Genomic DNA, 13,194 nt, shown 5'->3' with positions numbered 1-13,194 from the left:
ATATGTTTCAAATTCTAAAAGCAGAGAAGACGATCGGCTTTATGCGTTGGTCGAAAGTAGCATTCGTTTTTTCAATTATAATGATTGCTGCTTCTATCTTCACTTTGTCAACCAAGTGGCTTAATTGGGGTCTAGATTTCACTGGCGGTACGCTTATCGAGGTAGGTTTTGAACAGCCAGCAAACCTTGAAGAGATTCGTGCAGCACTAGATTCAAAAGGCTTTGGCGATGCGACAGTACAAAACTTCGGTAGTGCTCGTGAAGTCATGGTCCGTCTTCGTCCACGTGATGACGTTTCTGGTGAAACGCTAGGTAACCAAATCATTGGTGCTATCAAAGATGGTACTGGCGAAAGCGTAGAAATGCGTCGTATTGAGTTCGTAGGTCCCAACGTTGGTGATGAGCTAACAGAAGCTGGTGGTCTAGCGATCTTGGTATCGCTGATCTGTATCCTGCTTTATGTATCGATGCGATTTGAATGGCGTCTAGCGGCTGGTGCGGTAATGGCATTGGCTCACGATATAATTATCACGCTAGGTGTCTTCTCGTTTCTACAAATTGAAGTTGACCTGACCATCGTAGCTGCGCTACTGACAGTTGTGGGCTACTCACTCAACGATACCATCGTTGTATTTGACCGGATTCGTGAAAACTTCCGTAAGATGCGTAAGGGTGAACCTTCAGACATTATGGACGCCTCAATCACTCAAACGTTGAGCCGTACATTGATTACATCTGGTACGACGTTGTTCGTGGTAATTGCACTGTTCATGCAGGGTGGTGCTATGATTCACGGCTTTGCAACCGCACTTTTACTCGGTATCACTGTAGGTACTTACTCTTCTATCTACGTAGCATCAGCACTGGCTCTAAAGCTGGGTATCCAGAAAGAGCACTTGATGCCACCTCAAGTAGAAAAAGAAGGTGCAGAGTTCGACGAGATGCCATAAGGCAGGTTGAGAATCGAAAACAAAAACCGCTGAGCAATCAGCGGTTTTTTTATGCCTGATAGATTTGAAAGTTTCATTTTTTTTTGAGGTACTTCCAGCTTGAATTGTAGTTTTTTGCTTGAGTTGAATATCGGAAGTATGTTCAACAATTTCGGGAGGAAATAATGTCAAGGCAAGCTGAAATAAAAGTACAGTTACTGAAGTTTGTAGAGATTTCTTACAAGCACAATAAAGGCGTTACCACCAAGCTAGTTACTGGAGGGAAAAGGTTCAAGTTAGCAGTTGATGAGTCAGGTAAAGTAACTTTATCTGGTGAGCTTGGATTTACTAAGTTTGAAGTTTCAAAAGAAATGGTTGAAGAGCTGGGCATAAAATTAAAAGCCGTTTCTGTTACTTTTAAAACTACTCGTGATGGTGTTTTGACATACAGTGGGAGTGTTTCTCTTTTTGGTGTTGTTTCCTTTGGTGTTACTGGGCAGGTAAATGTCCGAGAGCTTTTAGAGCAGTGCGAGTGGGGGCTTTGTAAGTACAGATTTAAGCCGAGTAAAATTGATCAAGCGCTCCGTGAAGCTGGGGTTTAGTTGGTTATGCTAAATAGAATTCTACCTATTCCGGTTTTACTAAGTGTTTCAACGCCCTGCATCGCGAGTCCACTCCACGATACTTACCTTGATATACGTAATAATTTATACAAGATGCAGTATATAGAGGTGGTAGAAGCTATGGCAGGACCAAATCTATCGATTGAAGAGCTGAACAGTATTAAGTCTCACCCAATAAAATTTGGTCATCAATTTCCATTTTTATCATCTATCCCATCAAGTTTGGTTACAGAGCTGTCTTACTTTGAAGAGTACAGTGAGGATGGAGGAGTTGGATGTCTTTCTGTAAACGGCTTTGGTGATGTATACCAGCCAGTCACGGTTTCGCTGCAGTTTTTAATGAAGGAACAAATATGGAAGGTTAAGCACGTAAAAATAGACCACTTATCTGACTACGACCGTTTCTACAAACAGGCTGATTGTTCGAAATAAAAAAGCCCCGCTCAATGAGCGGGGCTTTCTAAAGTCATCAGCGTGACGGGCTATATATGACTTTCAAATCTTACTTAAGGATCGCGCTGTTACCGTTTTCGCGGATGTGCTTAAGGATAGATTTTACGCCACGAGCGCTTGAAGCAACGATGTTACCAGACTTCATGTAGTCAGTGCCGCCAGCAAAGTCTGTTAGGATTGCGCCAGCTTCACGAGCAATAAGCTCACCTGCTGCCATATCCCAAGGTTTTAGGCCTAGCTCGAAGTAACCATCAACACGGCCAGCAGCCACGTAACAAAGGTCAAGAGCAGCAGAGCCGCTACGACGGAAATCAGCACATTCAGTGAATAGCGCACCAACGATCTTGATGTAAGACTCAGCGTGTTGTTTCTGCTTGAATGGGAAGCCTGTTGCTAGAACAGTACCTTGAAGGTCTTTTAGTTGAGCAACACGAATACGTGCACTGTTTAGTTGAGCGCCGGCACCGCGTTGTGCAGTGAATAGCTCGTTTTGCATTGGATCGTAAACACAAGCAACTTCAGTTTTGCCCTTAATACGAACAGCGATAGAAACCGCGAAAGTTGGGTAACCTTTTACAAAGTTAGTGGTGCCATCCAGTGGGTCGATGATCCATTGTACGTCTTTATCTTTACCTTCGATAAGACCTTGTTCTTCAGCAACGATACAGTGCTCAGGGTAAGACTGCTTGATAGTATCGATGATGATGTATTCTGCTTCTTTGTCTACGTTAGTGACAAAGTCATTAGTGCCTTTAAGAGTAGATTCTACTTTATCAGTGTTTTCTAATGATTTAGCAATATGATTGCCTGCCTTTCGCGCAGCGCGAATAGCAATGTTTAGCATTGGATGCATACGAATTTCCCAACGGATGTTAAAGAACAAATGAAAGCGGCGGCGAGTATACCAGAGATAATCAAAAAGGGAAGTGGTTATTTTTTACTCTAATTGCGGACGACTGAGTGTACAGATCATACTGCGGACGAGAACAATAACCAAGAATGAGAAGAGAGGTCTGCTTGCCTCTAGGGTGTCTTAAAAAACTATGATAACATTCTGCGGTTTTAATTTAGGTAGCAAACACAGATGTTGGATCAAGTAAAAATTGTACTCGTAGGTACCTCTCATTCAGGCAATATTGGCTCAGCAGCTCGAGCAATGAAAGTGATGGGTTTAAACCAACTAGTATTAGTCGATCCACAATGTGAAGTGGATGAACAAACTCTTGCTTTAGCTGCGGGTGCTGGTGATATTGCTCAAAATGCAAAGATTGTCGGCACATTAGAAGAAGCGGTTGAAGATTGTGGCCTTGTTGTGGGTTCTAGCGCCCGCTCTCGTACATTAGAATGGCCAATGCTCGAGCCACGTGAATGCGGTGAGAAATTTGCAGTTGAAGGCCGAAAGCATCCGGTTGCGCTCGTGTTTGGCCGAGAAAGAACTGGTTTGACAAACGAAGAGTTACAAAAGTGCCACTACCATGTTTGTATTCCCGCTAATCCTGAGTACAGCTCGCTTAACCTAGCGATGGCTGTACAAACTCTCAGTTACGAAGTGCGAGTTGCACACTTGAACTTAGAGCAAAGCCAGTTTTCCCCAAATGAATCGGAAGAATACCCGCGTCATCGAGAACTCGAAATGTTCTTCGAGCATCTTGAAAAGGTGATGGTTGAGACCCAGTTTATTAACAAAGAGCAACCTGGACAGGTGATGAATAAGTTGCGCCGTTTGTTCTCTCGTGCTCGACCAGAAACCCAAGAACTTAATATTCTACGAGGCGTTTTGACTTCGATAGAAAAGAAGTTCTGAGTGAATAATAACCACTTTAGGTGTGAGGATGAATACCTGAGTAAAATGGTCAAATAAATACTTGACCAAATTACTCAGGTATGGAAAAATCTTAACCATTACAAACCATGTGGATACGGTGTGGTATGAAACTTACATCTAAAGGAAGATATGCGGTGACAGCCATGCTGGATGTGGCACTGCATTCGCAACAAAACCCTGTACCTCTGGCTGATATTTCAGAGCGTCAAGGGATCTCGCTCTCTTACTTAGAGCAGCTATTTTCAAAATTGCGTAAAGCAGGTCTCGTTGCCAGCGTTCGTGGTCCTGGTGGTGGTTACCGGCTTGGTGCCGACGCTCACAGTATCGCTATTGGTACCGTGATTGCTGCCGTTGATGAGTCAGTAGATGCAACCAAATGCCAAGGTAAAGGAGATTGCCAAGGTGGAACACGTTGCCTTACTCACACGCTGTGGCGTGACCTAAGCTCTCGCATTAGTGACTTTTTGAATAACATCACTCTTGGTGAGTTGATGACAGACAATGAAGTACTCGAAATTTCTGATCGTCAGGACATTGATCTGGCGGTAACCCATGGGCTATCAAACAAAAATACAACCGCCGCGCCCATCGGTGTAAACGTCCGCTCTTAGCGGTCAGCTTTTTACATTGGAGTAGAGAATGAAACTGCCGATTTATCTTGATTATTCCGCTACATGTCCAGTTGATCCACGTGTTGCTGAAAAAATGGTTCAGTACATGACAATGGATGGCACATTTGGCAACCCAGCGTCACGTTCGCACCGTTACGGCTGGCAGGCAGAAGAAGCGGTCGATACTGCTCGTGAGCAAATTGCTGACCTTCTAAATGCAGATCCTCGCGAAATCGTATTTACATCTGGTGCGACAGAATCAGACAACCTTGCGATTAAAGGTGCAGCGCACTTTTACTCGAAGAAAGGCAAGCACGTAATCACTTGTAAAACAGAGCACAAAGCCGTTCTTGACCCATGTCGTCAACTTGAGCGTGAAGGCTTTGAAGTGACTTACCTTGAGCCAGAATCAAATGGCTTGATCGATCTAGAGAAGCTTAGAGCAGCCATGCGTGATGACACCGTGCTTGTGTCTATTATGCATGTAAACAACGAGATTGGTGTGGTTCAAGACATTACAGCGATCGGCGAACTGTGCCGTGAGCGTAAAATTGTTTTCCACGTGGACGCTGCGCAATCTGCAGGTAAATTACCAATCGACGTTCAAGAGATGAAAGTTGATCTAATTTCACTTTCTGCTCACAAAGTATACGGCCCTAAAGGTATCGGTGCACTTTACGTACGTCGTAAGCCTCGTATTCGTCTTGAAGCGCAAATGCACGGTGGCGGTCATGAGCGTGGTTTCCGCTCTGGTACACTACCTACTCACCAAATCGTAGGTATGGGTGAAGCATTCCGCATTGCAAAAGAAGACATGCAAAAAGATTACGATCATGCTTTAGCGCTTCGTAACCGTCTTTTTGATGGCGTGAAAGACTTAGAAGCAGTGACGGTAAACGGTGACTTTGAGCAGCGTGTACCACACAACCTAAACATCAGTTTCGCATTCGTAGAAGGTGAATCACTATTAATGTCGCTTAAAGATCTAGCGGTATCTTCTGGTAGTGCTTGTACGTCTGCAAGCCTTGAGCCTTCTTACGTTCTTCGTGCCCTAGGCATGGATGACGAATTGGCTCACAGCTCGGTTCGTTTCTCGTTTGGTCGTTTCACGACTGAAGAAGAAATTGATTACGCAATTGAACAAATCCGCGTTGCAGTGACTAAGCTACGCGACATGTCTCCTCTATGGGATATGTACAAAGAAGGGATTGATTTGAGCACTGTTGAATGGGCTCACCATTAATCTCAGGGATTGAAATAGAGGATTCGAGGTAATTTATCATGGCATACAGCGAAAAAGTAATTGATCACTACGAGAACCCACGTAACGTTGGTTCATTCGATAAAGAAGATCCATCAGTAGGTAGCGGCATGGTTGGCGCTCCTGCGTGTGGTGACGTAATGAAGCTTCAAATCAAAGTGACACCTGAAGGTATCATCGAAGATGCGAAGTTCAAAACATACGGTTGTGGTAGTGCAATCGCATCAAGCTCACTAGTAACTGAGTGGGTAAAAGGTAAGTCAGTTGATGAAGCGGCAGCAATTAAAAACTCTGAGATTGCTGAAGAGCTAGAGCTTCCACCAGTGAAAGTTCACTGTTCTATTCTTGCTGAAGATGCAATCAAAGCAGCGGTTGCTGACTACAAGAAAAAACACCAAGAATAATTATTCCGTAATATAATGGGAGCTTTGACGCTCCCATTCCAATCGAAATTTAGACAGACTAAGGTGCAGTATGGCCATCACAATGACAGAATCAGCGGCAAGTCGCGTAAGAGCATTCCTAGATAACCGAGGCAAAGGTATCGGTTTACGTCTTGGAGTGAAGACGACTGGTTGTTCCGGCATGGCATACGTACTTGAGTTTGTTGATGAACTCAATGAAGAAGACGAAGTATTTGAACTCTCTGGAGTGAAAATTATCATCGATCAAAAGAGCTTAGTGTACCTAGATGGTACTGAATTGGATTACGTGAAAGAAGGGTTGAATGAAGGTTTTGAATTCAACAACCCTAACGCGAAAAGTGAATGTGGTTGTGGTGAAAGCTTCAACGTCTAATTGATTGTCCTTCTGGGCAAACGAGTCCGGAAGGCTTTACTAGGACCCGAACTTAATGAATCACTTTGAATTATTTGGGCTACCAAGTCAGTTTAAGCTGGATGGTAGCCTTCTTTCTTCTCAGTTCCGAGAACTACAAAAACGCTTCCACCCGGATAACTTTGCAACGGGCTCAGAACGTGACCGTTTGATGGCGGTGCAAAAGGCGGCGCAAATCAACGATGCCTATCAAGTTCTGAAAAATCCTATTTCTCGCGCCGAGTATATCCTCGCAGAGCAAGGTGTTGAGATCCTAGGTGAACAGCAAACAATGCAAGATCCGATGTTCTTAATGGAGCAAATGGAACTGCGCGAAGAACTGGAAGAGATTGCTGACAAGTCCGATCCTGAATCGGCGCTTTTTGACTTCGACTCTAAGGTCAGCAAAATGTACAAACAGCATCTGGCAAGCGTCGAGCAAGAGCTTGATGATGGTCTATGGGCTGAAGCCGCAGACCGAGTTCGTAAGCTAAAATTCATTGCCAAACTAAAGAACGAAATTGAGCTAGTCGAAGACAAACTCCTCGGCTAGTAAGCGTGACAAGGACCTATCATGGCACTACTTCAAATCGCAGAACCGGGCCAAAGCTCGGCACCTCATGAGCATAAGTTAGCAGCGGGTATCGACTTAGGTACTACCAACTCTTTGGTTGCTTCTGTACGTAGCGGCGATGCAACTCCACTTGCGGACGAGCACGGCCGTACTATTTTACCTTCAGTCGTTAATTACGCTGAGGAAACGTTAACGGTCGGCCACGAAGCCAAAGCCAAAGCAGAGTTTGAACCAGAGAACACGATTATCTCTGTAAAACGTTTGATCGGTCGTTCATTAAAGGACATTCAGTCCCGTTACTCTTCACTTCCTTATCGTTTTAAAGAGAGTGAAAACGGCCTGCCAATTCTGCAAACACCTCAAGGTGACAAAAACCCGATTGAAGTATCTGCGGACATCCTAAAAGTATTGGGTAAGCGAGCTGAAGATACGTTAGGTGGTGAGTTAGCTGGTGTAGTTATTACCGTTCCTGCTTACTTTGATGACGCGCAACGTGCAGGTACAAAAGATGCGGCGAAATTAGCTGGTCTTCATGTTCTCCGTCTACTTAACGAACCAACCGCTGCGGCAATTGCTTATGGCCTAGACTCTGGTCAAGAAGGTGTGATTGCGGTTTACGATCTAGGTGGCGGTACTTTTGATATCTCTATCCTACGTTTATCGAAAGGCGTATTTGAAGTATTAGCAACAGGTGGCGATTCTGCATTAGGCGGTGACGACTTCGACCATCTATTTGCCGATTATTTAATGGAGCAAGCGGGTCTAGAAGCGCCGCTTTCTGCAGAAAAGAACCGTACACTGTTGAACATTGCTACTGAAGCTAAGATTGCTTTCTCTGAGCAAGACAGTGTTGACGTTGACGTTTTTGGTTGGAAAGGCACCGTGACTCGCGAGCAGTTCGAAGATCTGATTCGTCCGCTAGTGAAGAAAACCCTGATGTCTTGTCGTCGCGCATTAAAAGATGCGGATGTCGACGCAGATGAAGTACTCGAGGTCGTCATGGTTGGCGGCTCAACCCGTACATTGTTGGTTCGTGAAATGGTAGGCGAGTTTTTTGGTCGCACACCTCTGACAAGCATTAACCCAGATGAAGTTGTTGCAATCGGTGCGGGTATTCAAGCTGATATCCTAGCGGGTAACAAACCTGACTCTGAAATGTTGCTTCTTGATGTGATTCCACTGTCGCTCGGTATTGAAACCATGGGTGGTTTGGCCGAGAAGATCATCCCCCGCAACACTACGATTCCCGTTGCGCGTGCGCAAGAATTTACCACATTCAAAGATGGCCAAACGGCGATGAGTGTTCATGTGGTACAAGGTGAACGTGAAATGGTTGATGACTGTCGTTCACTTGCTCGCTTCTCGTTAAAAGGTATTCCTCCGATGGCAGCGGGTGCGGCACATATTCGCGTGACTTACCAAGTTGACGCTGATGGCCTTCTTTCTGTTACGGCAATGGAGAAGAGCACTGGTGTTCAATCAGAGATTCAAGTAAAACCTTCTTACGGCTTAAGTGACAATGAAGTGGCGGATATGTTGCGTGATTCAATGACGCACGCAAAAGAAGACATGCAAGCTCGTGCCTTAGCTGAGCAGCGTGTTGAAGCCGACCGAGTGATAGAAGGTTTGATTGCAGCGATGCAAGCTGATGGTGATGACTTACTATCAGAACAAGAGAAACAAAACTTGATTAAAGCCATCGAAGCCTTGATTGAGCTGCGTAATGGTGATGATGCAGATGCGATAGAGCAGGGCATTAAAGATACCGATAAAGCGAGCCAAGATTTCGCATCACGCCGTATGGATAAATCGATTCGAGCTGCGTTGTCAGGTCAATCAGTAGACGATATATAAGAGATAAGTAGTTATGCCTAAGATTATTGTATTACCACACGACGATTTGTGCCCAGAAGGTGCAGTGTTGGAAGCAAACTCTGGTGACACCGTTCTAGACGTAGCGCTAAAAAACGGTATCGGTATTGAACATGCGTGTGAGAAGTCATGTGCGTGTACTACCTGCCACGTAATCATCCGTGAAGGTTTTGATTCACTAGAAGAAAGTGAAGAACTAGAAGACGACATGCTAGATAAAGCGTGGGGTCTAGAGCCTGAGTCACGCCTAGGGTGTCAGGCGAAAATTGCTGATGAAGACTTGGTGGTAGAAATTCCTAAATACACACTAAACCACGCTTCAGAAGATCACTAAAACTATCTTCCCAATATAGGGAAGAAGCAAAAGGAAGATGAGCAATGAAATGGACAGATTCTCGCGATATCGCGATTGAACTTTGTGACAAGTTTCCAGATGTCGATCCAAAAACAGTGCGTTTTACCGATCTTCATCAATGGATCATGGAGTTAGATGAGTTTGACGATGAGCCAAACCGTTCTAATGAAAAGATTCTAGAAGCCGTTATCATGTGCTGGATGGACGAAGCGGACTAAGTCTGTAAAACACAGCCTAGTTAACAATTCTTACTAAAAAAAGCGGACCTTTAGGTCCGTTTTTTTATCCAATTGACATTTTTGCCCTACATAATGCTAACATCCGTGAGTTATTAAAAAGAAGCAGCGTAGGCAACGCTGCTATAAGACAAGGAGAAACCATGTCTACACAGATGTCTGTATTTTTAAGTCAAGAGTCGGCAGCACCACATTGGGGTGAAAAAGCACTGCTTTCATTCGCTGAAAACGGCGCAACTATTCACTTAGGTGAAGGTCATGATCTCGGCGCAATTCAACGTGCAGCTCGTCAGCTAGATGGCCAAGGAATTCGTTCTATTTTTCTTTCTGGTGATAACTGGGATCTAGAGAGCGTATGGGCTTTCCACCAAGGGTTCCGTAACCCTAAAAAACATGGCTCAGTTGAGTGGGCAGCATTGTCTGATGAAGATCAAGCAGAGCTTCAAGCTCGTATTACTTCGACTGATTTTACCCGCGATATTATCAACAAAACGGCAGAAGAAGTTGCTCCTCGTCAGCTAGCGACAATGGCTGCTGAATTCATCAAATCTGTTGCGCCGAAAGGCACTGTGACAGCACGTATCGTCAAAGACAAAGACTTGTTGGCAGAAGGTTGGGAAGGTATTTACGCAGTAGGCCGTGGTTCTGAGCGTACTTCTGCGATGCTTCAGTTAGACTACAACCCAACTGGTGACGAAAACGCACCTGTATTCGCATGTCTTGTGGGTAAAGGCATCACCTTTGATTCCGGTGGTTACAGCTTGAAGCCTTCTAACTTCATGAGTGCAATGAAAGCAGATATGGGTGGCTCGGGTACTATCACTGGTGGCCTAGGGTTAGCTATCTTACGCGGTTTGAACAAGCGCGTAAAACTGATCTTGTGTTGTGCTGAGAACATGGTTTCTGGCCGTGCCCTTAAGCTTGGCGACATCATCACTTACAAAAACGGCAAAACCGTTGAGATTATGAATACCGACGCGGAAGGTCGCTTGGTGCTTGCAGACGGTCTTATCTACGCTAGTGAGCAAAAGCCTGAGTTAATTATTGACTGCGCGACGCTAACAGGCGCAGCGAAGAATGCGTTAGGTAACGATTACCATGCGCTAATGAGCTTTGATGATGAGCTATCGCATCAAGCGCTTACGGCGGCAAACCAGGAAAAAGAAGGCTTGTGGCCGCTACCACTTGCTGATTTCCATCGAGAAATGCTGCCATCTAATTTTGCCGATTTATCGAATATCAGCTCTGGTGATTATTCTCCGGGTGCAAGTACTGCAGCTGCATTCTTGTCTTACTTCGTTGAGGACTACAAAAAAGGCTGGTTACATTTCGACTGTGCGGGTACGTATCGTAAAGCCGCTTCTGATAAATGGGCTGCGGGAGCAACGGGTATGGGTGTTCGTACACTTGCTCGTTTCCTCAATGAGCAAGCTGGAAAATAAGATTGATTGCAGCACTCTCTTGTTTGAGTGCTGCTCTTACCCAGTAAGTTACTTTAAAAGCACAACTATTATTACAAGTACAGAAAGGAAATTTTATGGCTCTAGAAAGAACATTTTCAATCATTAAGCCTGATGCTGTAGAGCGAAACCTAATTGGTGAAATCTACAATCGTATTGAAAAGGCTGGCCTACGTATCATCGCTGCCAAAATGGTTCACCTGACAGAAGATCAGGCAAGCGGCTTTTATGCAGAGCATGAAGGTAAAGAGTTTTTCCCTCCTCTAAAAGAGTTCATGACATCTGGTCCTATTATGGTTCAGGTATTGGAAGGCGAAAATGCGATTGCACGTTACCGCGAGCTAATGGGTAAAACCAACCCAAAGGACGCGGCATGTGGCACTTTGCGTGCTGATTACGCACTCAGCATGCGTCACAATTCAGTTCATGGTTCAGATAGCCCTGAGTCTGCCGCTCGTGAAATTGAGTTTTTCTTCCCTGAATCAGAAGTTTTCTCTCGCTAACTCGTTCATGCATCACTTTTGCGTGATGATCTAGTTCGTAATAACCTCGGAATTGTCCGAGGTTTTTTATTCCGCATTCTCCATTTCACCGGCGAGTTCATTCGTAATTATTCGCGAAGATGTTGGCTAATCTGAGCATCTTACAGGGGTGAAAGCTTAGTTACGTGTGTTTGTTCTCACTGTTTTCTCTGTACCACTTCTACGCTTTTGTTGTCGGTTGTCTAATCATTATTCTCACCGTAAAGTCTGATTAAAATTTAATCGTTTTTATTTTAATGCCTTAGCAAACTCAGGGTCTTACACCCCTTGTTGTAGCTGCATAAAGGCTGTACAATTCGCGCCCTTATTCTTGTTTCAGTCATTGAGAGGCAACATGACCACTGAAAAAATCAATCTACTCGACTTTGATCGCAAAGGCATGCGTCAGTTTTTCGCGGAAGAACTTGGCGAGAAAGCGTTTCGTGCCGATCAGGTTATGAAGTGGATCTACCATTTCGGTGTAGATGACTTCGAAAAAATGACAAACATCAACAAGAAGCTGCGCGAAAAGCTTTTACACAAGTGTGAAATTAAAGCACCAACTGTAGCAGAAGCTCAGCATTCTTCAGACGGCACGATCAAGTGGGCAATGAAGGTTGGTGATCAGGATGTAGAAACGGTTTACATTCCAGAAGATGATCGCGCAACGCTTTGTGTATCTTCTCAAGTAGGTTGTGCATTGGAATGTAAGTTCTGCTCAACAGCACAGCAGGGTTTTAACCGTAACTTGAAAGTTTCAGAGATCATCGGTCAGGTTTGGCGTGCTGCACGTGAAATTGGTCTTGAGAAAGAAACAGGCCGTCGCCCAATTACGAACGTCGTGATGATGGGTATGGGTGAGCCGCTTCTTAATATGAAGAACTTGATTCCAGCACTGGAGTTAATGTTGGATGACCTTGGCTTTGGTTTGTCGAAGCGTCGCGTAACCGTATCAACATCAGGTGTGGTTTCTGGTCTTGATCAGATGACGGGCAAAATCGACGTTGCGTTGGCGATCTCTCTTCATGCGCCAAACGATAAGCTGCGTAGTGAAATCATGCCAATTAACGATCGTTGGGATATTCAAGATTTCCTAGCATCCGTTCGTCGTTACATTGCTTCATCTAATGCAAACCGTGGCAAAGTAACAGTCGAGTACGTGTTGCTTGATCATGTGAACGATGACATGGACCATGCACGCGAGCTGGCTGAATTGATGAAAGACACACCATGTAAGATTAACTTGATTCCGTTTAACCCGTACCCAGGTTCACCTTACAAGAAACCAAGTAACTCACGTATTGATCGCTTCCAAAAAACATTGATGCAATACGAGCACACAGTTACGGTTCGTAAAACGCGCGGTGATGACATTGATGCCGCATGTGGTCAGTTGGTCGGTGATGTAATTGACCGAACTAAACGTACGGCAATGCTGAAAGCGTCACGCGGTGCCGATACCATTGAAGTGAAAGCTGTATAAACGACCGGAATTCAAAAATAGCCAGAGCCATTCGCTCTGGCTATTTTGTTTATTGTTTAGGACATTTTCGCCAAGATTTGGGACTATCACTCTTCAACTTAAGGTTATTTGGGTATAATTTCGAATTCCTTTGTCAAAGTTTGGACAAAAGCTTGAGCTATCTGTTAGTTTGAGT

The 13,194-nt window shown here is 44.6% G+C and carries 16 protein-coding genes; 15 read left to right on the top strand and 1 reads right to left on the bottom strand.

Going from position 1 to position 13,194, the window contains the following annotated elements:
- The first annotated feature begins 2 nt into the window (after nt 1–2).
- The 3 genes from secF (at nt 3) to R7P64_RS18395 (ending at nt 1,984) form a co-directional block, all read left to right on the top strand.
- Nucleotides 3–950, top strand: coding sequence for a protein translocase subunit SecF (gene secF, locus R7P64_RS18405; RefSeq protein ID WP_005383689.1), 948 nt, complete (start codon nt 3–5; stop codon nt 948–950).
- Nucleotides 951–1,114: 164 nt separating this feature from the next.
- Complete coding sequence (locus R7P64_RS18400; RefSeq protein ID WP_017633921.1) at nt 1,115–1,531, top strand: hypothetical protein; 417 nt, start codon at nt 1,115–1,117, stop codon at nt 1,529–1,531.
- 141 nt (nt 1,532–1,672) lie between these two features.
- A complete protein-coding gene (locus R7P64_RS18395; RefSeq protein ID WP_017633920.1) occupies nt 1,673–1,984 on the top strand; it encodes a hypothetical protein in 312 nt (103 codons plus the stop codon).
- A gap of 70 nt (nt 1,985–2,054) precedes the next feature.
- Here R7P64_RS18395 and suhB read toward each other — a convergent pair whose 3' ends face one another.
- Entirely contained in the window at nt 2,055–2,858 is an 804-nt protein-coding gene (gene suhB / locus R7P64_RS18390; protein ID WP_005381722.1) for an inositol-1-monophosphatase, read from the bottom strand.
- Nucleotides 2,859–3,089: 231 nt separating this feature from the next.
- Between suhB and trmJ the strand changes: the two genes are divergently transcribed.
- The 12 genes from trmJ (at nt 3,090) to R7P64_RS18330 (ending at nt 13,019) form a co-directional block, all read left to right on the top strand.
- Entirely contained in the window at nt 3,090–3,809 is a 720-nt protein-coding gene (gene trmJ / locus R7P64_RS18385; protein WP_005383693.1) for a tRNA (cytosine(32)/uridine(32)-2'-O)-methyltransferase TrmJ, read from the top strand.
- 125 nt (nt 3,810–3,934) lie between these two features.
- A complete protein-coding gene (iscR, locus tag R7P64_RS18380) occupies nt 3,935–4,441 on the top strand; it encodes a Fe-S cluster assembly transcriptional regulator IscR (RefSeq protein ID WP_005381720.1) in 507 nt (168 codons plus the stop codon).
- Between the two features lie 28 nt (nt 4,442–4,469).
- On the top strand, nt 4,470–5,684 hold the full coding sequence (locus R7P64_RS18375; protein WP_005381719.1) for an IscS subfamily cysteine desulfurase: 1,215 nt from the start codon (nt 4,470–4,472) through the stop codon (nt 5,682–5,684).
- A gap of 38 nt (nt 5,685–5,722) precedes the next feature.
- Nucleotides 5,723–6,106 (top strand): Fe-S cluster assembly scaffold IscU, encoded by a 384-nt coding sequence (gene iscU / locus R7P64_RS18370; protein ID WP_005381718.1) that lies wholly within the window; start codon nt 5,723–5,725, stop codon nt 6,104–6,106.
- A gap of 70 nt (nt 6,107–6,176) precedes the next feature.
- Nucleotides 6,177–6,500 (top strand): iron-sulfur cluster assembly protein IscA, encoded by a 324-nt coding sequence (gene iscA, locus R7P64_RS18365; RefSeq protein ID WP_005381717.1) that lies wholly within the window; start codon nt 6,177–6,179, stop codon nt 6,498–6,500.
- Between the two features lie 55 nt (nt 6,501–6,555).
- Complete coding sequence (gene hscB / locus R7P64_RS18360; RefSeq protein WP_213909948.1) at nt 6,556–7,071, top strand: co-chaperone HscB; 516 nt, start codon at nt 6,556–6,558, stop codon at nt 7,069–7,071.
- A 21-nt stretch (nt 7,072–7,092) separates the two neighbouring features.
- On the top strand, nt 7,093–8,946 hold the full coding sequence (hscA, locus tag R7P64_RS18355) for a Fe-S protein assembly chaperone HscA (RefSeq protein ID WP_318119014.1): 1,854 nt from the start codon (nt 7,093–7,095) through the stop codon (nt 8,944–8,946).
- A gap of 13 nt (nt 8,947–8,959) precedes the next feature.
- The gene (gene fdx, locus R7P64_RS18350; protein ID WP_161445844.1) at nt 8,960–9,298 is read left to right on the top strand and encodes an ISC system 2Fe-2S type ferredoxin; all 339 of its coding nucleotides are present in this window, start codon (nt 8,960–8,962) and stop codon (nt 9,296–9,298) included.
- 44 nt (nt 9,299–9,342) lie between these two features.
- The gene (iscX, locus tag R7P64_RS18345; protein ID WP_005381711.1) at nt 9,343–9,537 is read left to right on the top strand and encodes a Fe-S cluster assembly protein IscX; all 195 of its coding nucleotides are present in this window, start codon (nt 9,343–9,345) and stop codon (nt 9,535–9,537) included.
- A 161-nt stretch (nt 9,538–9,698) separates the two neighbouring features.
- Complete coding sequence (gene pepB, locus R7P64_RS18340; RefSeq protein ID WP_206954192.1) at nt 9,699–10,997, top strand: aminopeptidase PepB; 1,299 nt, start codon at nt 9,699–9,701, stop codon at nt 10,995–10,997.
- A 95-nt stretch (nt 10,998–11,092) separates the two neighbouring features.
- Nucleotides 11,093–11,518 carry a nucleoside-diphosphate kinase gene (gene ndk / locus R7P64_RS18335; protein WP_318119015.1) on the top strand — a complete coding sequence of 142 codons (426 nt, stop codon included), beginning with the start codon at nt 11,093–11,095 and terminating at the stop codon, nt 11,516–11,518.
- 373 nt (nt 11,519–11,891) lie between these two features.
- Entirely contained in the window at nt 11,892–13,019 is a 1,128-nt protein-coding gene (locus tag R7P64_RS18330) for a bifunctional tRNA (adenosine(37)-C2)-methyltransferase TrmG/ribosomal RNA large subunit methyltransferase RlmN (RefSeq protein WP_017633913.1), read from the top strand.
- The last annotated feature ends 175 nt before the right edge of the window (nt 13,020–13,194 follow it).

The organism is Vibrio sp. 2304, assembly GCF_033339475.1.
Taxonomy (GTDB): Bacteria; Pseudomonadota; Gammaproteobacteria; order Enterobacterales; family Vibrionaceae; genus Vibrio; species Vibrio alginolyticus.
Note: the sequence above shows the minus strand (reverse complement) of the source record. Positions and strands in the feature narration are given on the sequence as shown.

Coding starts and splice junctions, on each gene's coding strand:
- secF (WP_005383689.1), top strand. CDS start 3: ATGTTTCAAATTCTAAAAGCAGAGAAGACGATCGGCTTTATGCGTTGG.
- R7P64_RS18400 (WP_017633921.1), top strand. CDS start 1,115: ATGTCAAGGCAAGCTGAAATAAAAGTACAGTTACTGAAGTTTGTAGAG.
- R7P64_RS18395 (WP_017633920.1), top strand. CDS start 1,673: ATGGCAGGACCAAATCTATCGATTGAAGAGCTGAACAGTATTAAGTCT.
- suhB (WP_005381722.1), bottom strand. CDS start 2,858: ATGCATCCAATGCTAAACATTGCTATTCGCGCTGCGCGAAAGGCAGGC.
- trmJ (WP_005383693.1), top strand. CDS start 3,090: ATGTTGGATCAAGTAAAAATTGTACTCGTAGGTACCTCTCATTCAGGC.
- iscR (WP_005381720.1), top strand. CDS start 3,935: ATGAAACTTACATCTAAAGGAAGATATGCGGTGACAGCCATGCTGGAT.
- R7P64_RS18375 (WP_005381719.1), top strand. CDS start 4,470: ATGAAACTGCCGATTTATCTTGATTATTCCGCTACATGTCCAGTTGAT.
- iscU (WP_005381718.1), top strand. CDS start 5,723: ATGGCATACAGCGAAAAAGTAATTGATCACTACGAGAACCCACGTAAC.
- iscA (WP_005381717.1), top strand. CDS start 6,177: ATGGCCATCACAATGACAGAATCAGCGGCAAGTCGCGTAAGAGCATTC.
- hscB (WP_213909948.1), top strand. CDS start 6,556: ATGAATCACTTTGAATTATTTGGGCTACCAAGTCAGTTTAAGCTGGAT.
- hscA (WP_318119014.1), top strand. CDS start 7,093: ATGGCACTACTTCAAATCGCAGAACCGGGCCAAAGCTCGGCACCTCAT.
- fdx (WP_161445844.1), top strand. CDS start 8,960: ATGCCTAAGATTATTGTATTACCACACGACGATTTGTGCCCAGAAGGT.
- iscX (WP_005381711.1), top strand. CDS start 9,343: ATGAAATGGACAGATTCTCGCGATATCGCGATTGAACTTTGTGACAAG.
- pepB (WP_206954192.1), top strand. CDS start 9,699: ATGTCTACACAGATGTCTGTATTTTTAAGTCAAGAGTCGGCAGCACCA.
- ndk (WP_318119015.1), top strand. CDS start 11,093: ATGGCTCTAGAAAGAACATTTTCAATCATTAAGCCTGATGCTGTAGAG.
- R7P64_RS18330 (WP_017633913.1), top strand. CDS start 11,892: ATGACCACTGAAAAAATCAATCTACTCGACTTTGATCGCAAAGGCATG.